The sequence below is a fragment of the Cupriavidus sp. SIMBA_020 genome (assembly GCF_046535395.1).
Classification (GTDB): Bacteria; Pseudomonadota; Gammaproteobacteria; order Burkholderiales; family Burkholderiaceae; genus Cupriavidus; species Cupriavidus campinensis.
Window position 1 is genome coordinate 396,981 of record NZ_JAWRWU010000004.1, and the last position, 20,290, is coordinate 417,270.

The following is a 20,290-nucleotide window of genomic DNA, read 5'->3' on the forward strand; positions in this document are numbered from 1 at the left end:
GAAATGAGTAAGCATTCAAACGCAGAGTCGATTATTGCAACAGTACTGAACGAGGTGGCATCAGCTTTTCCTGACGACACGCCGAAGAATGTTCGGGAGCTACTCGATCATGGCGAGCCTGGAGTTGCGCTAGAGGTTTTATATGCGCAGTTGATCGAATATCAGATTGAGTTTTCACCTGATTTAAAATCTCGCATGCGGACGGCTGCTGACCTTATGGGAATGTCCATAGCTAATCTGGACGGAGCAAGTGAATAGCCTAGGTGTTGGGGGAATCTCGGGAGGTCTTCTACACGCCGGATCATTATCCAGCTTTCATCCTCTGAAAGGGTTGCCTGGATAACCGAGAGACATTAAGTTCTGTGTCCCGGCTTTGGGAATTCCATGAGCTTGCATTCGTGTATGCCAAGATATCAAGGTTTGCCTCGGAACGGACGGATCACCGCTACACTCTATCCGGTGAGCAAATCCACAAGTGCGCCTAGCATCCAGTTTAGTCGGCCGAGTGGACGCAATAGTCAGATGAAGATCAGGTTTTGACCTATGAATCAGCATAGAAATACATTTGCCGATTACATGGCTACGCTGCGGTTTATCGCCCACAGCGTCCGTATCCACGGTATGTCGCGTGGAAGATTGAGTGAGAGTGATGGCGACGGACGATTCCTCGCATTCTTCTCACGAGCTTTTTTGCGCGAGCGCCGATGGGCCGTAATACCGCTGTGGGAGGGAGATCTCCGGTCGTTGCAAACGGAAAGGGGAGAGCAGATTGAACTGTTGGCAAGACTTCGCGTGTTCTGTATGCAAAACCAAAGTAACGTTCTGAACGTCGCGGCGCTCGAAAAGGCTGAGTGGGAGTATGCGCCCGACTTCTCAGCCGTCACAGTAGCTACCCGGAAGCTCGATTTAGCCGTTGATAATCCAAATCAACTATTTGAGACAACGCCCAACAATTTGCCATATTGGGGTTCAACTTTCCTTTGGCCGGACAACGAGCGCTTCATGGTCTATACGGACGGTGACAATGTCTCGTTCATCGCGGGAGATGGAGTTGAGATCGAAGATTTGCTTGGCGTTTCGTATGCCTACTGCGCTGAACGGTTCGTCTCTTCGAATATCGCGAACCAGACGCAACCGGATCTGATCAACGCCTTCCTCACATTTTGCGCAGAATTTGAGTAACCAAGAACGAAGGTTGATGTGTCAATTGTGCTCGATTCCGGGGAAACCAAGTACGTGCGCAGCTCGCCGTCGATGGGCTTGATGGTGGGTCGCGTGGTACTGGAACTGAAGACGCCGGAAAAAGCAAAGGAAGATCTCGCGTCGCTGAGCTATACGGGCGATCAGGTCAAGACGGCTGCGAAGTAATCAGAAGTTGGGAGGGGCGCTCCGGCACCCCTTCAAGTTGAGGCATTGCCCTTCAGCTGACTGATTCATCCGGTCTATCTGCCGGACGGCTACGTCCAGGCGCTGGCGACGCCCAACGGCGGCACGATCAGCGGGCAGAACGTCAGCCTGGACATCGACGGACAACTGCGTAACAGCGGCCAGATCACGGCCGGGGACCTGCTCCAGGTGAAGGCGGGCAGCCTGGACCTGAGCCCGAACGTGGTGGACATCGGCACGAATGCGTACAAGGCGCAGGGCGGCTGGAACGTGGTGACCGGCACGGTGGTGCAGCCGGGCGGCTTCCTGTCGGCGATGCGCATGGACATCGACGCCGGCACGATCCACGCGGTGAACGACGCCTTCCGCATCACCCGTGCCGACGGCACCGTGGACGAGGAAGCCAGCGCGGCGCTGGTGGCGCAACTGAAGGAGAGCCTCGGGCTGAACTACACCGAGGACACGCTCCAGGACGACATCCACACCCGCTTTATCAAGGAAAAGAAGGGCTTCGGCATCATCGGCCAGATCGTGGCGATGGTCGCGGCGGTGGCGATTTCGATTGTTACGGCGGGGGCGGGGGCGGTTGTTGTCACAGCGGCGTTTGGTGCGACGTTTGCCGGTTCCGTGATGGGCGTTGCGCTATCGGCGGCGATCTCCGGCTTGGTTGCCGGTACGTTGTCCAGCATGGTGACGCAGGTCATTACCACGGGCTCGCTCAACCTCGGCGCCGCGCTGAAAGCAGGCGCGGTATCCGGCCTAACGGCCGGCCTGACCCAAGGCGCGATGGGAGCTTTGGACCTCAGCTCTCCCGGGGTGACAAGCTTTGGCGACAATATTGCCAAGGGCGACTGGACCGCTGTGCAGGCGAACTTGGGGAGTTATGTCGAAGCAAGCGTAGTCCGCTCGGCGATCAGCGCGGGCGTGAACACCGTGGCCTATGGCGGAAGCTTTGGGCAGGCGTTCGTGGGTGGGCTGGTAAGGGATGCGGCAGCAGTTGGGGCCAACGCCGTGGGAGTAAGCGCGCCGGGCATTGGCATGCCGGGCTCGGACTCCTCGACGATCCTGACCAATGTATTGGGACATGCGCTGGTGGGTTGCGCTGCGCAAAGCCTGACGGGTGGTGATTGCGCAGGAGGCGCGATTGGTGGCGCGGCGAGTGCTATTGCGGCGCCGTTGATTCGGGACGAGGTCTACGCGGACAGCAATGTCATCAACTACAGCGATGACAAGGTTCGGCAGGCTATTACGGTTGGGCTTGCGACGCTGATTGGAGGAGCAACTGGCGCGCTGTTGGGCGCCGATGTTACCTCCGCCGGGATGGCGGCGCAGAATGAGGCGCTGAACAATGCGACGAGCGGGAGCAAAAAGACTGGCACGCCGGACGAGATTCGGAAGTTCCTCGACAAGGAGCGGGCAGCATTTGGGCAGACGCGCTCCACTACTGGTAACGGTCTGGCCGATGCACCGGTGGTCTCGCCGAGTCCACTGGTACTCGGCGGGGCTCGCAGCCCGGTGCCGGTCTACAATGCCCAAGGCGCGGCAAGAGCGGCGGCGAATAGTGGAAACTGGTCGGATGGCTCGTTAAGCCAAACAATACAGAATATTGCGGGATCGAATGCGCAAGTCACATACACCACATCTGGAAAAACCGTCTATACGAATCCGTCTACCGGTGCGTCCGTGGTTTATGATAACGCCGGTAATTATTTCCGCGTTCAAAGTTCAACGGGACAATATTTAGATAAGAGCGGGAGCCAAATCCCCAACAACGTTCCATTGGTTGGAAATGGAAAGACGACGCAAACGGGTGTCCCTTCGGGGGTGAGAAATGGATTGACGCATTTCAAAAATGATGATGCGCGTAAATAACTGGAGACGATTTCGATGAAAATGCAAGAATCGACGTTTTCGGTCGCTGCAGGTGCGGGAAGTGAATCGGAGCCAAATGCTGATTCATTTCGGCTCTCCGGGTTGTCGTCAGAGTGGTTATTTTCCTCTGGTTTTTGGCAAGATCTCAATGTGGAAATAGGGACAATATTCGATCAATTTGAGGAAGATGAGGTCGATTCATCGGTTACAGAGAAGGTTGCGAATTATCTATGGAAAAGGATTGATATGTTGATTGTGAATCCAATTTATAAAATAGAATTCGTACGTGGTTGGACCTCCTCAAATGAGCCTCTGATCGAAGCTGTTGAGCGGGACAAACTAATTTTTGAATTAAAAGGGCTTCATACTTTCCTTGTGGCATCTTTAGTAAGGGCTCAACGGGTACTATTTTCCCTCTGATCAGCGATTATATTTGTCGCCGTACTGATGGCAGTATTGCGGTGTTTTTTATGCCAGAGTGATGAATCTTTCCCGCAGGGGGCGGAGGGGTCGAAAAGGGTCTTTCGGCCTAACGTTTCAGGGAACCCAAAGTGATGATGCAGACCCTCAGCTTTGTGCTCGTTTCTGGGGAAACGAAGTCGTACGCAGTTCGCCGTCGATGGGCCTGATGGTCGGTCGCGTCGTGCTGGAATTGGAAACGCCGGAAAAAGCAAAAGAGGATCTCGCGTCGCTGAGCTATACCGGCGATCAGGTCAAGCCAGCCGCCAAGTAATAAGAAGTGTTGGAGGAGACGTCCCGTCCCGGACGTTCCCCCAAACAACAACATCACACGCTCGAAGAAGCGTTGCCGACAACTGGTTACGAGAGTCGCCCCCAGTTATCGACATACAGGACTACAAATGCAGTGGAATCAGGGTCGAACAAAATTCGCAATGGCTGCCGCGGCCTTTGCATTGGCAGCATGCGGTGGCGATGGTGACAACAGCACCAACGTCGAGCACACCGCACCGACGCCGCAGGCCTCGGACCCGAATATCCTTGGCGCGGAATGTCTTCCGGCGCCCGTCGCGGGTACCAAACGCCATATCTCTGCATCGTGGATTTTGCCCGTGGAAGTGGATGTGGTGGATGTCGCGGCTCTTGGCACAGCGACATTCGATGCCGGCGATTTTCCCGCCGTGGAGGTCAAAAACAGCGCCAACGTGTTCTTTGGCGATGGCGAGCAGCGCCACACCGTCTACCTTCACGCACAAACGCCGCTGCTCCCGGCAGGCGCCATTACCTATGCAGCTGCAGGCTCCGGCGCGGCGGACAAACGGTATCGATTCGAATATTCGTCGATCACGTTGTCGGATCTGCTCGCCAACAACATCATCGCGAAAGTAGACCCCTCAGGCGGGGCCGTCGTTTGGGACAATGCCCGCCGCGCTCGGGTGAAAATGACTACGCCGGCGCTCGTGGGGCTGACAATAGGACAATCGAAAACCTACACGATGTTCAAGCAGCGGGGCGGTGCGCCTGGCCAATACCTGTCAACTGCGGGAGGCGCGGTAATCGAATTGACGTTTACATATCAAGGGCGAGAGAACGTCGCCGCGCCGGATGGCACCTATGCCAATGCCTGTAAGGTGGCCGTCGATGTCAAGAATATCGAATATGACTGGCGCAATGGCGGTAATGCGGTGATCGGCACGCCATACCGCAGCACCGTGTGGCTGGCACCGGGTGTTGGGCCTGTCCGTGTCGGTCTGACGGATGTTGTCGGGGGGCTCCCCGTCATCGATCTGTTCATGCCGGCCGCGCGCTAAGCGCTTGCCCGGCTGTTTGTGCGTGCCAGCCCCCAAACTGGCACGCCCCGCCAAAATGACGTTAAATGAACTCGTTCCCACTCCGGCCCAGGCCCCACCGCCATGCCTGCCAGCGCCAGCCCCATCGCCCGCTGTTTTGCCCTGAGTTACGCGGAAGCCAGACAGAAATTCCTCACCGCAGCGCGCCAGGCCGGCGCCACGCTGACTGAATTCCCCCATCCCACCGAAACCGGTAGCGAAGGCGAGGTACTCGCCATCGATGTTGCGTGGATCGGCGCCGTCGATGCTTCGCGCGTATTAATGATCACTTCTGGCACGCACGGCGCCGAAGGGTTTTGTGGATCTGGTGCGCAGGTGGCATTGCTGGGCGATACCGCGCTCCACGCGGAGTGCCGTCAGGCCGGCTTCGCGCTGTTGTTGGTCCATGCGGTGAATCCGTACGGGTTTTCGCACCTGCGGCGGGTGAATGAGGATAACGTCGATCTGAATCGCAATTTCATGGATTTCGATCAACCCCTGCCGACGAACGCGCCGTATGCGGAGGTGGCGCCGTTGTTGCTGCCAGCGCACTGGCCGGCGTCGGATGCGGATCAGGCCGCGCTGATGAAGATTGCGGCCGAGCGCGGCATGGGGTGGTATCAGGCAGCGGTCAGTGCCGGGCAGTATCACGATCCGGGCGGGCTCTTTTTCGGCGGGCAGAAGCCGACCTGGAGCAACTACACGCTGCGGCGCATTCTGGCGCGCTTTGGCACGGACCGGCAGGCGCTGCGTTGGATCGACATCCACACCGGTCTTGGCCCGTGGGGCTATGGCGAGCCGATCTACATGGGGCCGGACGAGCCCGCGCAAATCGCCAAGGCCCGCGAGATCTGGGGGCCGTGTGTGACGTCGATCTACGACGGCTCGTCGACGTCGGCCAACCTCACGGGGTTGGCGTGGCAGGCGGTGCCGCAGACGCTGGGCACCATCGACTATGCGGGCATCGCGCTCGAATTCGGCACGCTGCCGCTGGCGGAGGTCCTCGATGCGCTGCGGGGCGACCACTGGCTCCACCGCCACCCGGAGGCCGACGAAAACCAGCGCGCGCTGATCAAGCATGCGGTCTGGCGGGCGTTTTATGGGGATGCCGATGACTGGCGCGACGGCGTGGTCGCGCAGGTGCTGGAGGCGGTGCGGAAGGGCGTGGGGATCGCCTAGCGGTGCATCGGCAAGCTACGCCTGCGCGCCGCTCTGTTCCACGAGCCAATTCCGGAACGAGCGTGCCGCCGCCGGTTCCACGCGGTCGCGCGGCCAGACCGCGTAGTAGCCGCCGCCCAGCGAGGCGCTTGCATCGCAGGCCCGCACCAGCACGCCAGAATCCAGGCAGTTGTCGATCATGTGCCGCCAGCCGAGCACGATGCCCTGGCCCTCGATGGCCATCTGCACGAGCACCGGATAGGCGTTGACCACCAGTTCATGTTCGATGCGCGGATCGCGCAGGCCATTGCGGGTAAGCCACGTCGGCCATGACATCCACTGCCGCTGGGCGTCCTCCAGCACCAGAAGCGTCTCCTTCGGCAGGTCAGCCACGGCCAGCTTGCGGCCGCGCAGGTAGCTGGGCGCGCACACGGGGAAGACCTCCTCGTCGTAGAGCCGCCGCGCGGCCAGGCCGCTCGGGGCACCTTCGCGCAGGTAGTAGAGGGCGATATCGAAGTCCGTGCCGGCCAGCGAGGCCAGGCTGTCGTTGACGATGAGTCGCACGCGGTAGTCGTGATGCTGCGCGCGGAACGCGGCGAGCCGGGGCGCCAGCCACAGCACCGCCACGCCGGACGAGCAGGCCACCGACAGCTCGACGTGCCCCTTGCGCTTCATCACGTCTTCCGTGGCCTCGGCGCAGGCCACCAGCAGGCGCTGCACCTGCTCTGCGTACTGCTGGCCGGCCACGGTCAGCCGCAGCGCGCGTGGTTCGCGCACGAACAGCTTCTTGCCGAGAAAGCGCTCGAGTTGCGCCACCTGGCGGCTGATGGCGCTTTGGGTGAGATGGAGTTCAGTGGCCGCGCGCGTGAAGCTGCCGTGGCGCATGGTCGATTCGAAGGCGACCAGGCAGGGCAGGGGCGGCAGGGGTGTGATGCGCATGGGGGAACGAAAACATGGCGGCAGGAGCCGCCATGATAAGTCCCACGCCGGGCGGCGACACGTTTTACCGTTCGCCACCCGAGTCTTGCACTAGCGAGGTGCCTGATGCACCCGGCCGGCCTGCATGACGAGCCCGATGCGGGCATCGGGGCCGGCCAGCACGCCGATATCGGTGAGCGGGTCGCCATCGACGGCGATCAGGTCGGCCAGCGCGCCGGCGCGTACCGTGCCGAGTTCCCCGTCGCGCTGGAGGATGGCAGCGGCGATGGAGGTAGCCGAGCGAATCGCCTCGAGGTTGCCGAGCAGTTCCGCGCGGATGCGGAATTCCTCGGACTGGTACTGGTGCATTTCCCCGAGCAGGTCAGAGCCGAAGCCCATCTGCACGCCGGCTTCGGCGTAGATGGCCAGCGAATCGCGTCCGGCCTGGCGCACGGTCTCGATCTTGGCGACCGAGTCGGCGGGCAGGCCGAGGCGTGCGCCGTCGCGCGCCAGTGCGTCGTAGGTGATCAGGGTGGGTACGACAAAGGCGCCGTGATCGCGCATCACGCGGGCGGCGGCGGCATCGACAAGGTTGCCGTGCTCGATGGTCCGCACGCCGCAGCGCACGGCGCGGGTGATGGCGCGGCCCGTGTAGGCGTGAGCCATCACGTAGGTCTGGGCGGCCTCGGCCTCGGCCACGATGGCGCGGATCTCGTCCTCGCTGTACTGCGTGTTGCCGATGGGGTCCGTCGGCGACGCCACGCCGCCCGATGCCATGATCTTGATCTGCGTGGCACCCTTCTGGATTTCCTCGCGCACGGCCAGGCGCACGGCATCGACCCCATCCGCCACGCGGGCGATGGCCCCGGCACGGAACGCGCACGAGCAGGGCTCGAGCGTGTCCGAGCGCGGCCGGAAGTCGCCATGGCCGCCGGTCTGCGAGAGCGCCTTGCCGGACGGGAAGATGCGCGGACCCGGAATCAGCCCGGTGGCCACGGCCTGCGAGAGGCCCCAGTCCGCCCCGCCGGCATCGCGCACGGTGGTGAAGCCGCGCTCCAGCATGCCCCGCATGATCGGCATGGCGCGGAAGGCCACCAGCACGTTGGGCTGCACCGCGTTCACGCCCAGGTTGGCCAGCGAGGCCAGCACATGCACGTGGCAGTCGATCAGGCCCGGCATCACGGTCTTGCCGGTCACGTCGATCACAGTGGCCTGCGGCGCGTGGATGGGCGTGGCCGAGACCTCGACGATCCGTTCACCGTCGATCAGGACATCATGGCGCGGCAGCGTCGTGCCGCGTGCGGGGTCGAGGACGTTGCCGCCCTGGAGCAGGATTTGAGTCATGAGGCTGTAGCGGAAAGACTTCCGTTCAATGCTTGCGAAGATAGGCGGGCTCGCGAACCAGACGCGTGCCGACGAAGCTGATGGCGGCGGCAATCATCACGTAGAAGGCCGGTGCCATGGTGCTGCCCGTGGTGGCGATCAGCCACGTGATGAAGAACGAGGCGAAGCCGCCGAAGATCGTCACGGCCATGTTGTAGGCCACCGAAAGTCCCGTGGACAGCACCTTGGCCGGGAACAGTTCCGCGAAGGCGGCCAGGATCGGGCCGGTATAGGTGGCAATCAGCACACCAAACACCACCTGGAACACCAGCAGCGAGGCCAGCCCCGGGGCATGGTTGATGTAGGCGAACATCGGCCAGGCCAGCACGAAGATCAGCGCGGCGGCGCCGGAGAGCAGCCCACGGCGGCCGATGCGGTCCGCCAGCAGGCCGACGATGGGCGCGAACACCATGATCGCCAGGCCCCCGGCCATGCCGGCGACAAAGCCGGTGGATTGCGGCACCTTGAGCACCTTCACGGCGTAGGTCGGCATGTAGAACAGCAGCACGTAGGTGCAGACCGTCCACAGGATCACCATCGAGAAGCTGGCGGCGGTCTGGCGCGGGTAGTCGCGCAGCACCTCGGTCAGCGGCGAGTCGGTCTTGTCGGTGGTCTCGCGGAAGGTGGGCGTCTCATCCAGATGATGGCGGATGTAGTAGCCCACCGGGCCAATCACCATGCCGAGCAGGAACGGCAGGCGCCAGCCCCAGCTATTGAGGGCCTCGGTGCTCAGGGAAGCCGTGACGAAGGTGCCCACGGCGGCGCCGAGCAGCACGGCCACGCCGATGCTGGCCTGGATCCAGCTCGAATAATAGGCGCGCTGGTTCTCCGGCGCGTATTCGGTCAGGAAGGCGGTGGCGCCGCCCATCTCGCCGCCGGCGGAGAAGCCCTGCATGAGCCGGGCCACCACGATCAGCAGCGGCGCAAACAGGCCGATCTGGTCATAGGTGGGGGCGATGCCGATCAGCGTGGTGCCCAGCGCCATCAGCAGGATGGTCAGCGAGAGCGCGGCCTTGCGGCCCACGCGGTCGGCGTAGACGCCGAGGATGATGCCGCCCACGGGGCGCATGAAGAAGCCCACGCCGAACGTGGCCACGGCCAGCAGCAGTGACGACAGGTCGTCACCGGTGGGGAAGAACAGCTTGGCGATGATCACCGCGAAGAAGCTGTACACCGTGAAATCGAACCATTCGAGCCCGTTGCCGATCACCGTGGCGATGATGGCGCGGCGTCGCTGGCTGGCGGCGACGCGGGGTTGGTCGGCCGCATAGGCGGGGGCGCTGGCTTGCATGTCTCTCTCTCCCTTTCTGGCAGTTGAGGCCGATGTTAGGGGCGCCACGATGACGCGAGAAACGAAATCTGCGCATGCGGCCATGACGTCAGCGCATGCATGGGCTGTGCCAGCCCCCTGCCAGCCGCTACCGATACGACAGCACCAGCCCCTGTATCAGCTGCGTCCAGCCTTCCAGCATCACGAACAGCAGCAGCTTGAACGGCACCGAGATGGTGGTCGGGGCGATCATCGACATGCCCAGCGCCAGCAGGATGGCGGCGACGATCAGGTCCACTACGACGAACACAAGATAGACCACGAAGCCGATCTGGAACGCGCGCGTGAGTTCGGAGAGCGTGAAGCTCGGGATCAGCACCATCATGTCGTCCGGCTTGAGGTCCTCGGCGCGACCCTCGGGCCAGATCCGCTTGGCCGATTGGACGAAGAAGGTGCGGTTGCGTTCCTCGGTGTGCTTCACCAGGAACGCCTTCAGCGGCCCGCTTACGGCGTCGTAGACCACCACCACGTCCCCCACGTTGAACGCGGCGTTGGACTCGGCGCGGCGCTTCATGGCGTCGAACGCGTCGGAGCCGATCGGCGCCATGATGTAGGCGGTCAGGATGATGGCGATGCCGTTCAGCACCATGTTGGGCGGCACCTGTTGCAGCCCCAGCGCGGCGCGCAGCAACCCGAACACGATCACGAGCTTGGTGTAGCTGGTCACCATCAGTGCCACGAACGGCGCCACGCCAAAGGCGAGGATGACGGTGAGGATCAGTACCGGATTGTAGAGGCCGTTGTTCATGCGTCGCCTGCCGCGAAGGTCGCCACGCGCACGCCGAGCCGGTTGCCCACGGCGATCAGGGTGCCGGTGCCGATGCGGTTGCCGTTCACCACGATGCGTACCTCGCTCTGCTTGAGTGGCTGGGGCAGCTCGAACACGTAGCCCGGCTTCACGGCGCGCAGTTCGGCCAGTGGCACCGCCACGTCGCCCACCTCGAAGCGCAGTTCCACTTCCAGGCCGTCCAGATGCGAAAGCGTCGCCTGCGCCGCATCGGGATGCGGGATGTCGGCCGGCGTGCCGGGCTCGCCAGCAGCGCGCTGTCCTTCGGGATGTGTGTCTTCCATATGGGCTCCATGGAGGAAGGTGATGTCGTCCAGTGCCGTCACGCGGCGGCCTTCGGCCACGGCGGTCCACGCCATGCCGCGCTGGCCCGTGGCGCAGCGCACCACCAGTGCGCCCGCCTGTGACTGCCAGCGCTCGATGCTGACGATGTCGCCCGGCTCGATGCCGCGCATGTCGCCCACCGTGATCGTGGTGGTGCCGATGCGCACGGCAAGCGGAGCCGGCAGGGCCGCCAGCCACGGTGCGGACCGCGCGGGCGGCGCGGCTGGCAATGCCGCCAGCCGTTCGGGCGATTCGAACTGAAGCACCGCGCGCAGCGGTGCGGCGCCGGGCCGCGTCAGTTCCACGCCGAGCGCGGCGAGGTTCGACGGCCACGCGGCAGGCGCCGGATGCCACGCCAGTGGGTCCGGTTGCACCGCCGCGACGGCAGCGGCCACATCGGCACAGGCGTCCGCCATGATCGCGTGGCGCAGCAGCACGGGTAGCGCCTCGGCGGCGCCCGGCACGCCCAGCAGGAACCGTTCGCTCGCCACGTCCAGGCAGATGCGCCCGTGGCGCGTGCCGAGCGTGAAGGCATAGCCCTGCGCCCACCGCGCGGCGATGGCGCCGTCCGGCGGCACAAAGCGGGCGCGCCAGTCGTGGCCGGCCAGCCGCAGCGGCACGGGCGCGGCGCGGCAGGTCAGCCAGTTCATCAGGCGCGCGGTGTCGGCCTCCACATGAGGCAGGTCTGGCGCGGTATCCAGCGTGGCCACGTTCGATGGCATGTCGCGGTGCGGTCGGTCCCGGTTGATGGATGGAGGGTGTCCCTCGATTCGGGCCAACAATACGCAGCCGGGTGCAGCCGCGTCCACTACGAGCCCTTGTAGGCCCCCAACTGTGCGCATGCGCCATTGCCTAGGCAGCCCCGCCGTGGCGCGGTTGGGCGCGAAATGGCGCGGCGTGTGCGCCATGCGCTACGAATCCTCGGTACTGGTCGCGCCCGGAGGTGGCCCATACACTGCGGCAACTGTCGAAACTCCGCTCAACCTGGCTGATTCATGGCGAAATTCCCGGCAAAACTTCCGGCATTCCCACGTGGTGGTCCGGGGCCCGCTTCACCGGGGCTCCAGCAGATGGCCGCCGTGGCGTCGCGCCAGTCGGACCTCGCGCTGACGCTGCTGCTGTTCGCCGTGATCGCGCTGTTCGTGCTGCCGCTGCCCACGTTCCTGCTCGACTTCCTGCTCACGATCAACCTGGGCATGAGCCTGACGCTGCTGATCGTGGCCACCTATATTCCGTCCGCGCTGTCGCTGTCCACGTTCCCGTCGCTGCTGCTGTTCACCACGCTGTTCCGGCTGTCGCTCAATATCGCCTCGACCAAGCTGATCCTGCTGCACGCCAATGCAGGCCACATCATCGACACCTTCGGCAAGCTCATCGTCGGCAACAATGTGGTGGTGGGCGGCGTGGTGTTCCTGATCATCGCCATCGTGCAGTTCATCGTCATCGCCAAGGGCTCGGAGCGCGTGGCGGAAGTGGGGGCGCGGTTCGCGCTGGACGCCATGCCGGGCAAGCAGATGAGCATCGACGCCGACGTGCGTGCCGGCACCATCTCGGCCGCCCAGGCGCAGGACCGCCGCCGTGGGCTGGAGCAGGAATGCCAGCTGCATGGCGCGATGGATGGCGCGATGAAGTTCGTCAAGGGCGACGCCATCGCCGGCGTGGTGATCGCGCTGGTCAACATCCTGGCCGGCGTCTGCATCGGCACGCTGATGCACGACATGAGCATCGGCGACGCACTGCAGCGCTACGCCATCCTGACCATCGGCGACGGCATGGTGTCGCAGATCCCGTCGCTGCTGGTCTCCATTGCGGCCGGCGTGGTCATCACGCGGGTCTCCTCGGACGAGGACCGCACCCGCTCGCTGAACCTGGGCAACGTGATTGGCCGGCAACTGCTGGGCCAGCCGAAGGCGCTGGTGGTGTCGGGGCTGGCCATCGCCGTGTTCCTGGTGGTGCCGGGCTTCCCCAAGTGGACCTTCGGGATCATGGCCATCGTGGTGGCCGGCGGCGGCTACCTGCTGATGCGCCGCGCCGCGCGCAGCACCGGCACGGTTACGTGGATCGAGATGGGCGATGCGGAGGTGGGCGCGGACGCCAATGCCGCTGCCGTGGCCCCGGCGCTGGCGCTGGAGCTGGACGACGCCCTGCGCGGCAGCATCGACCTGCGCCAGTTCGAGCAGCGCATGACCACCACCAAGGGCGAGGTGGAGGCGGACCTCGGCATGGTGTTCCCCCGTCTGCGGATCGCGCATCGCCCGCTGGCCGAGCGCGACGCCTACGCCATCCGCGTGCAGGACGTGGTGGCGTCGGCCGGCGTGCTGCGCCCCGGCAAGCGGCTGCTGGAGCCCGGCGCGCGGGCCCGTATCGACCAAGGCGAGGCCGAAGTCGGCGTGCCCTTCGGCCCGTTCCCCGAGGTGGTATGGATTCCCGCGCCCGCCGGCGACACGCCGCCGCCTGAGGGCGTACGCACGCTGTCCTGTGAGGAAGTGCTGGCCGTGCACGTCGGCGCCATGATCAAGCAGCATGCGGCGCCGCTGCTCGGCATCCAGGACGTGCAGGCGATGATCCACGTGGTGCAGGCCGATGCGCCGGACCTGGTCATGGAACTGGCCCGGGTGGTGCCGTTGCAGCGCATCACCGACGTGCTGCGCCGCCTGCTGCAGGAAGGCGTGCCCATCCGCAACCTGCGCACGATCTTCGAAAGCCTGGTGACCTGGGCGCCGAAAGAGACCGACGCCATCGCGCTGACCGAACTGGTGCGCGTGGACCTGGGCCGGCTGATCACCAGCCGCCACGTGGGCCCGGCACGGTCGATCGATGCCGTGCTGTTCGAACCGGCGCTTGAAGCGCGCGTGCAGGGCGCCATTGAGCGCGCGGCGCGCGGCAACCTGTTGCTGCTGAGCCACGACGTGACGCGCGACATCCGCGAGCAACTGCGCGTGCTGCTCGAGAAAGCCGGCGCCGCACGTGTGGTGGTGGTGGTCGGCACGGATGTGCGGCGCTATATCAAACGGCTGATCGAGCCCGTGGCGCCACGTATCGCCGTGCTGTCGTACCAGGAGGTCGACGAAGACGTGACGCTGGTGCCGGTGGGCTGGATCCAGAACCCGGCGAGCGAATAAGAGCCGCCCGCCATGACTGCCGACACCATCCTCGACATCACCCGCCAGGCGCTGCTGGTGGTGCTGTGGGTCACGCTGCCCGTGGTGCTGATCGGCACCGTGGTGGCGCTGGTGGTAGCCGTGCTGCAGGCCGTCACCCAGATCCAGGACCAGAGCATCGGCACCTCCACGCGGCTGATTGCCGTGCTGGTGTCGCTGGTGCTGCTGGGCGGCTGGCTGGGCGGCGAGGTGCTGCGCTTTGCGCAGCGCGCGCTGCAAACGATGCTGACGTTTCTCTGAAGTGCCGCTCCGCAACCTTCCACAAGAACCGAAAGAGACCGAGCCGACATGACGCCGCACCCTGGGGAGCACCGAAACAAGATCCAGCGCACCTGCATGGCGCTGCTGCTGGGCCTGTGCCTGCTGGCCACGGCGGGGAGGGCGGGCGCGGCTGACCTGCGCTGGTCCGGCAAGCCGTTCGCGGCCACCGCCAGCGACAAGCGGCTGCCGGACTTCCTGCGCGAGCTGGCCGCCTCGCAGGGGACCACGGCCGTGATCGACCCGAAGGTGGAGGGCACCATCAGCGGCAAGTTCACCGAATCCGCCCAGCACGTGCTGCGCAGTGTCTGTGCGATGTTCGGGCTGACGTACTACTACGACGGCTCGCTGCTCTATATCGACGTGGCCAGCGAGGCGCGCAACGAGGTGATTCCGATTGCGCGCGGCGCGGGCACGCGGCTGCGCGAGTCGCTCGTACGGATGCAGGTGCCCGATGCGCGCTACCCGATCACGATCAACGACGCCGAAGGCACGCTGATGGTCTCCGGGCCCAAGCGCTATGTGGAGACGGTGCGCGCCGCCGTGCGCGCCGTGGACGACCGTTCCATCGCCGACGACCGCGCCGAGGTGCAGCTGTTCCCGCTCAAGTATTCCTGGGCGTCTGACTTCCGCATCAACCGCTCGGGCAAGGAGATGACCGTGCCCGGCGTGGTCAGCGTGCTGCGCAATCTCTATGGGCGCAATCGCGGCTCGCTGGCGAATTCGAACCCCAGCCTGGGCACCAGCCGTGGTGCCACGCGCATGGCCAAGCTGCGCACCGGCGACAGCGGCGGCATGAGCATCCCCTCCGCCGATCCGGGCCAGGTGCTGGACAGCATGGGCGGCAACGGCATGATTGCCGCCGATGTGCAGGGCAACACCTGGGGCAGCGGCCAGCTACCGCAGTTCCAGGCCGATACCCGGCTCAACGCCGTGCTCGTGCGCGACACGCCCGACCACATGGCCCAGTACCGCCGCTTGATCGAATCGCTGGATGTGAAGCCGCGGCTGGTCGAGATCGAGGTGACGATCATGGATATCAGCCAGGAAGACCTGGACAGCCTTGGCGTGGACTGGCGCCTGCACACGCGGCACGTGGATCTGCAGATCGGCGGCGGCAATAACAACTCGCCGCTGACCTTCGGCAACCTGACCTCGGAGGCTGGCACCACGGCGGCGTCAGCGGCTTCCGGCCTCCAGTTCACGGGCGCCATCGGCAACGACGTCACGCGCTTCCTGCTCACGCGCGTCAAGGCGCTGGCGGACCGGGGCCAGGCGAACTTCGTCGCGCGGCCCAAGGTGCTGACGCTGGACAACACCGAAGCCGCGCTGGAGAACCTGCAGGAGTTCTACGTACGGGTGGATGGCTTCCAGGATGCCGGCCTGTTCAACGTGACTGCCGGCACGGCGGTGCGCGTGACGCCGCTGGTCGTCGATGAAAGCCAGAGCCGCGCGGTGATGCTGACCATCGACATTGCCGACGGCAACCTGTCCGGCGAAACCGTGGACCGTATCCCGGTGGTGCGGCGCCGCTCGATCACCACACAGGCGATGGTGGAGGAGGGCAAGAGCCTGCTGATCGCCGGGTATACCACCGAGGAGCGCATCAATGCCTCGTCCGGGGTGCCGCTGCTGCAGGACGTGCCGATCATCGGCAACCTGTTCAAGTACCAGGAGAAGCGCCAGAACAATATGGAGCGCTTCTACCTGCTCACGCCGCGCCTCGTGGTACCGGGGATGAGCTAAATGGCCGACATCATGCATGAGGGCAACTCGGGCTGGTCGCTCCGGTTCCTCGGGGGCGATGTCTACGGCCGGCTGGTCACGCTGCGGCGCGGCGAGAACGTGCTGGGCGCCGCCGGCGAGGTGGACATCAGCGTGCCCGGCGCCGATGTACAGCCGCGCCATCTGGTGCTCAACGTGGGCGACGTGGCGGTCTCGGCCGAGCGTGTGGGCGACGCCGCCGTGGAGATCAACGGGCGTCCCACCACGCAGCGCGTGTTTGCGCTGGCCGGCGGGGACATCCTGACCATCGGCTCGCTCGATGTGGAACTGCTGCGCGCGCAGCCGGCGGCGACGGAAGCCACTGACACCCTGTTCGCGTGGGCCGAGTCTGGCCGCCGCGCCGAGCGGCAGGCGGACGGGCAGGGCGAGGGCGAAGCGGCCCGCCGCCATGGGCGTGCCCTGATGGCGGCGCTGGGCCTGGCGGCGACGGTGCTGCTGGTGGGCGCTGGCTGGGCCGCAGCCACACTCACGCAGCGCGGCGCCCCGGTGCCCGGCGCGCAGGTGGACCCGGCGGCGGTGCGCAAGACCGTGGCGGCGTTTCCCGAGCTGGAGGTGGTCTCGCAGCCCAACGGCACGGTCGCCGTGCGCGGCTTCGTGAATTCGCGCGTGGACCGCCAGCGCGTGGCGCAGGCGCTGGCGCCCTATGGCCGCGCGGTGCAGCAGCAACTGCGCTCCGCCGACGATCTGATCGAGCACATCCAGCGCTATCTGGACGAACCCGGCGTGGGTATCGCCTATCAGGGGCAGGGCCGCGTGCTGCTCAGTGGCACGGCAGACCCGTCTGCCGGGCGCGACAAGGTCAAGCGGCTGACCGAAGACCTGCATCCGGGCGTGCTGGTCACGGACCGCATCGATTACCGCGAAACGGCGGACAACCGGCGCCGGCAGGTGCGCGACGGGCAGATGGAGAACTGGCAGGGCGTGTTTCCGGCGCGCGTGGTCAGCATCACCGAGGACGGCGAGGGCAAGCGCTCGGTGCAGCTGGCCAACGGCAGCCGGTATTTCGAAGGGGCGGTGCTCAAGAACGGCGCCGAAATCGAACGAATCGACGCGGATGGCGTGGTGCTGCGCGACAGCCCGGTGCCCGCGCCGCCGCAACGCAAGTGATTTGCATCACGCGATGCAGATGCCGCCGGCCTTTGGGGGCCTGGCGGAAGGTCGTCAACCCACCAAGGAGCAAACCATGGCAAATGAAGTGGACCTGAACGCCAAGATGAACGAGATCCAGCAGAAGGCGCAGGAGTTCTCCGTGAACATCCTGAATCTGCAGGACACGCTGACGCGCCAGAACGCCGTTGTCAGCAGCGAGATGGCACACAACACGCAGAAAGCGAACCTGATCCAGGGCGCCATGCAGGATGTGAAGCAGACCTCGCGCACGAACTGACGTTCGCAATGCTGTCTGTTGTCTTCCTCTCCCGGGGGCGGGGGAGGAAGACATCAACCGCCACACACACGGGAGAACCACCATGGATCCCACCACGATTGCCGCCACCGGGGCCGTAGCGGGCGCCGGAGGCAACGCTGGGCCCGGCTCGGACGCCGCCACGCTGGCCGCGCATCAGGCGCCGCCTGCCGCGCCAACGCACGCCAGTCAGGCCAACCCCGCCGACGCCCTGACCTTCTCCGACATGGTGCGCGGCGGCCAGGCGGCCGACGGCTCGCGCGGCGCCCACGCGGCGCAGGCCGCCAGCGACCCGTCGTCCACCACGCTCGGCAACGCCATCCGCTCCAGCTACGTGTCCGCCGGCGAGGAAGCCGCGCGGCAGGCCGCCCGGCTGGAGGAAATGCGCGCGGGCATGTTCGCCGCCATCCACACCGGCAGCACCTCCGACGTGGTCTACCAGGCCATGATGCTCCAGACCCAGTCGCTCGAGCTGTTCTCGTCGATTCACGTCACGTCGAGCATCGGCAGTGCCGGCACCAACCTGTTCAACAGCCTGCTGAAGAACCAGCAATGACCGCACCCCTTTCCCGTTGGATGTGCCGCGCGCGGCTGGCGCTGCCGCTGCTTGCCGCGCTGGCGCTGGCCGGCTGCAAGGTGGACCTGTACGCCTCCCTCAACGAGAACGAGGCCAACCAGATCCTGGCCGCGCTGACCGCCGATGGGCTCGATGCCGAGAAGGCGCGCGCCGGCGATTCGGGCGGCGGCAACCAGGGCGGCAACCAGGGCGGCAACTGGAGAGTGCGTGTGGAGGAGTCGCAGCTGCCCGCCGCGCTGGAAATCCTGCGCAGCGAGGGGCTGCCCGGCGAGCGCTTCGCGTCACTGGGGCAGGTGTTCCAGAAGCAGGGGCTGGTGGCCACGCCTACCGAGGAGCGCATGCGCTATATCTATGCGCTCTCCCAGGAACTGTCCGAAACCCTGCGCAATATCGATGGCGTGGTCACCGCACGCGTGCACGTGGTGATTCCAGCCACCGATCCGCTCTCCGACAAGATCCGCCCCTCGTCGGCGGCGGTCTTCATCAAGCATCGGCCGGATGTGGACCTGCGGCTGCTGGTGCCGACCGTCAAGGACATGGTGGCGCACAGCATCGAGGGGGTGACGCATGACAGCGTGTCCCTGTCGCTGGTGGAGGCGCGGCCGTTCACGCCCGTCGCCCATGCAGCGGCGGTGCCCGGGGCGTTTCCGGTGGGCCGCTTCGCGTTGATCGCGCTGATGGTGGTGCTCGCCGCAGCGCTGATTGCCGCCGGGGCGCTCGCCTGGAAGCGGGGCGGGCTGCGCTGGCCGCCGCGCGCGCCGTCGCGGGGCCTGTCATGAGTCTGCCCGCCGCCGCGCTGCCCACGGCGCTGGCGCCGGCGTCGCCGGCCCTGCCGGACGCCGCGCTGGCCCGGGCCGTGGCGGCGCTGCTGCAACAGCCGCTGGCGCAGCTGCATCCGAGCTGGCTGCCTGCCGACTGGCCGCTCGCGTGGCGCCGGCCCGCGCGCTTTGGTGACGCGGCGGCGGACGTGCTGGCCGCACTGTTGGGTCTCGCTGCCGATGCCGTGGCCCGGGACACCCTCGTGCGCGCGCTGACCGGTGAGGGCGACGTCCGCGCCGATGTGCTCCCCCGCATCGTCCTGATGGACCGCCCCGCCTTGCGCCTGCTGGCGCTCTGGGTGGGGCTGGCCGTGCACAAGCCCGGCTTTGCCAGCGAGCGCCGCATCGTGCCGGCGCCGCTCGCCAATATCGAATCGATTGCCGGCTCGCTGATCGGCCAGTTGCCGCGCGCCATGCGCCGCGTGGCCCGGCGTATCGACGCGCAGGCCGTAGCCTTCCTGCTCAAGCGCGTGCCGGACCTCAGCGAGCTGCCGATGAACCTCGCCCCGCTGCGCGCGCGCCCATCCGGCGCGGGCCGCGTGATGGCCGAGCGCGGCTACCGGCTGCTGTGCGGCCTGATGGCCGGCTACGGCGCCCCGCTGCGGCAGGCGCTGATGCGCAAGTTCCCGCGCCGGCTGGCGGCCCTGCCGCCCGTGGCGCTGACCCGCGCGCAGGCCGCGCAGTTGCGCGAACTGCTGCTGCTCAACCTGATTCCCGAACGGTTCCCGGCATGGCACTGGCTTTTCTGATCACGAGCGAGAACCTGCAGCTGCTGTCCGAGCGCAAGGTGCTCAAGGAGGCCGAGTACGCGGCGCTGATGGATGCCGCCGAGGTCATCGAGTCCGCCCGGCGCGAGGCGCTGCACATCAGCACCGAGGCCCAGCGCGAGGCCGAGCAGCGGCGCCAGCATGGCTACCGCGACGGCTGGGCCCGCGCGCAGGCCGACCACGCGGCGGCTCAGGTCAGCGCGGCGGCCGAGGCCGAGCGGCAGCTGACCGGCATGCGCCGCACCATGGCCGAGATCGTCATGAAAGCCGTGCAGCAGATTGCGGGCGAGCTGGACCCGGACATCATCCTCGAGGTGGCGTTGCAGCGCGTGGAGGCGCTGGTGCGTGCCGAGCCGTTCATCACCATCCAGATTCCGCTCGGACGCGAGCAGACCGTGCGCGGGCTGCTCGACCAGCTAGCCGAGACGCTCGACTGGCCGCGCCGCGCCAACGTGGTGGTGGAAGGGAGCCTGGAGGCCGATGCCTGCCGCATCCTGACCCCGTCCGGCACGATGGAAGTGGGCCTGCAGGCCCAGCTGGAGGCGTTCGCGCGGCGCCTCCAGGCCAGCTGACG

General features: G+C 65.7%; 21 protein-coding genes. 16 read left to right on the forward strand and 5 right to left on the reverse strand.

Annotated elements, in window-relative coordinates; all coding sequences use genetic code 11:
* Positions 1-3: 3 nt before the first annotated feature.
* The 7 genes from SB751_RS10980 to SB751_RS11010 all read left to right on the forward strand — a co-directional run bounded on the left by SB751_RS10980 (position 4) and on the right by SB751_RS11010 (position 6,224).
* Entirely contained in the window at positions 4-258 is a 255-nt protein-coding gene (locus SB751_RS10980) for a MafI family immunity protein (RefSeq protein WP_410748034.1), read from the forward strand.
* 318 nt (positions 259-576) lie between these two features.
* Positions 577-1,182, forward strand: a complete 606-nt coding sequence (locus SB751_RS10985; protein ID WP_410748035.1) for a hypothetical protein — start codon at positions 577-579, stop codon at positions 1,180-1,182.
* Positions 1,183-1,200: 18 nt separating this feature from the next.
* Positions 1,201-1,368: a hypothetical protein gene (locus SB751_RS10990; protein ID WP_369823548.1), complete on the forward strand. Its 168-nt coding sequence runs from the start codon at positions 1,201-1,203 to the stop codon at positions 1,366-1,368.
* Positions 1,369-1,575: 207 nt separating this feature from the next.
* Entirely contained in the window at positions 1,576-3,258 is a 1,683-nt protein-coding gene (locus SB751_RS10995; RefSeq protein ID WP_410748036.1) for a DUF637 domain-containing protein, read from the forward strand.
* Positions 3,259-3,273: 15 nt separating this feature from the next.
* Positions 3,274-3,678, forward strand: a complete 405-nt coding sequence (locus tag SB751_RS11000) for a hypothetical protein (protein WP_144203476.1) — start codon at positions 3,274-3,276, stop codon at positions 3,676-3,678.
* Positions 3,679-4,118: 440 nt separating this feature from the next.
* The gene (locus SB751_RS11005; protein ID WP_410748037.1) at positions 4,119-5,027 is read left to right on the forward strand and encodes a hypothetical protein; all 909 of its coding nucleotides are present in this window, start codon (positions 4,119-4,121) and stop codon (positions 5,025-5,027) included.
* A 102-nt stretch (positions 5,028-5,129) separates the two neighbouring features.
* Positions 5,130-6,224 (forward strand): M14 family metallopeptidase, encoded by a 1,095-nt coding sequence (locus tag SB751_RS11010; RefSeq protein ID WP_410748038.1) that lies wholly within the window; start codon positions 5,130-5,132, stop codon positions 6,222-6,224.
* Between the two features lie 15 nt (positions 6,225-6,239).
* Here the strand turns inward: SB751_RS11010 and SB751_RS11015 are convergent, their stop codons facing one another.
* The 5 genes from SB751_RS11015 to sctQ all read right to left on the reverse strand — a co-directional run bounded on the left by SB751_RS11015 (position 6,240) and on the right by sctQ (position 11,667).
* Positions 6,240-7,142 (reverse strand): LysR substrate-binding domain-containing protein, encoded by a 903-nt coding sequence (locus SB751_RS11015; protein ID WP_410748039.1) that lies wholly within the window; start codon positions 7,140-7,142, stop codon positions 6,240-6,242.
* 90 nt (positions 7,143-7,232) lie between these two features.
* On the reverse strand, positions 7,233-8,465 hold the full coding sequence (locus SB751_RS11020) for an amidohydrolase family protein (protein ID WP_410748040.1): 1,233 nt from the start codon (positions 8,463-8,465) through the stop codon (positions 7,233-7,235).
* A 25-nt stretch (positions 8,466-8,490) separates the two neighbouring features.
* Positions 8,491-9,795 (reverse strand): MFS transporter, encoded by a 1,305-nt coding sequence (locus tag SB751_RS11025; protein WP_410748041.1) that lies wholly within the window; start codon positions 9,793-9,795, stop codon positions 8,491-8,493.
* Between the two features lie 127 nt (positions 9,796-9,922).
* A complete protein-coding gene (gene sctR, locus SB751_RS11030; protein WP_144194996.1) occupies positions 9,923-10,582 on the reverse strand; it encodes a type III secretion system export apparatus subunit SctR in 660 nt (219 codons plus the stop codon).
* Positions 10,579-11,667: a type III secretion system cytoplasmic ring protein SctQ gene (gene sctQ / locus SB751_RS11035; protein WP_410748042.1), complete on the reverse strand. Its 1,089-nt coding sequence runs from the start codon at positions 11,665-11,667 to the stop codon at positions 10,579-10,581. The genes sctR and sctQ overlap by 4 nt, the downstream gene beginning before the upstream one ends.
* A 273-nt stretch (positions 11,668-11,940) precedes the next feature.
* Here sctQ and sctV point away from each other — a divergent pair, with 273 nt between their 5' ends.
* The 9 genes from sctV to SB751_RS11080 all read left to right on the forward strand — a co-directional run bounded on the left by sctV (position 11,941) and on the right by SB751_RS11080 (position 20,288).
* Entirely contained in the window at positions 11,941-14,067 is a 2,127-nt protein-coding gene (gene sctV / locus SB751_RS11040) for a type III secretion system export apparatus subunit SctV (protein ID WP_410748043.1), read from the forward strand.
* Between the two features lie 12 nt (positions 14,068-14,079).
* Positions 14,080-14,346 carry a type III secretion system export apparatus subunit SctS gene (gene sctS, locus SB751_RS11045; protein ID WP_144195002.1) on the forward strand — a complete coding sequence of 89 codons (267 nt, stop codon included), beginning with the start codon at positions 14,080-14,082 and terminating at the stop codon, positions 14,344-14,346.
* Positions 14,347-14,394: 48 nt separating this feature from the next.
* Complete coding sequence (gene sctC, locus SB751_RS11050) at positions 14,395-16,110, forward strand: type III secretion system outer membrane ring subunit SctC (protein WP_144195004.1); 1,716 nt, start codon at positions 14,395-14,397, stop codon at positions 16,108-16,110.
* Positions 16,111-17,256, forward strand: coding sequence for a BON domain-containing protein (locus tag SB751_RS11055; protein WP_144195006.1), 1,146 nt, complete (start codon positions 16,111-16,113; stop codon positions 17,254-17,256).
* A gap of 76 nt (positions 17,257-17,332) precedes the next feature.
* A complete protein-coding gene (locus SB751_RS11060; RefSeq protein WP_092297932.1) occupies positions 17,333-17,536 on the forward strand; it encodes a hypothetical protein in 204 nt (67 codons plus the stop codon).
* An 82-nt stretch (positions 17,537-17,618) separates the two neighbouring features.
* Positions 17,619-18,110 carry a hypothetical protein gene (locus SB751_RS11065; RefSeq protein WP_410748044.1) on the forward strand — a complete coding sequence of 164 codons (492 nt, stop codon included), beginning with the start codon at positions 17,619-17,621 and terminating at the stop codon, positions 18,108-18,110.
* Positions 18,107-18,910, forward strand: coding sequence for a type III secretion system inner membrane ring lipoprotein SctJ (sctJ, locus tag SB751_RS11070; RefSeq protein WP_410748045.1), 804 nt, complete (start codon positions 18,107-18,109; stop codon positions 18,908-18,910). The genes SB751_RS11065 and sctJ overlap by 4 nt, the downstream gene beginning before the upstream one ends.
* The gene (locus SB751_RS11075) at positions 18,907-19,698 is read left to right on the forward strand and encodes a type III secretion system protein SctK (RefSeq protein ID WP_410748046.1); all 792 of its coding nucleotides are present in this window, start codon (positions 18,907-18,909) and stop codon (positions 19,696-19,698) included. Before sctJ ends, SB751_RS11075 begins: the two co-directional genes overlap by 4 nt.
* Positions 19,680-20,288 carry a type III secretion protein gene (locus tag SB751_RS11080; RefSeq protein WP_092297535.1) on the forward strand — a complete coding sequence of 203 codons (609 nt, stop codon included), beginning with the start codon at positions 19,680-19,682 and terminating at the stop codon, positions 20,286-20,288. Before SB751_RS11075 ends, SB751_RS11080 begins: the two co-directional genes overlap by 19 nt.
* Positions 20,289-20,290: the final 2 nt, after the last annotated feature.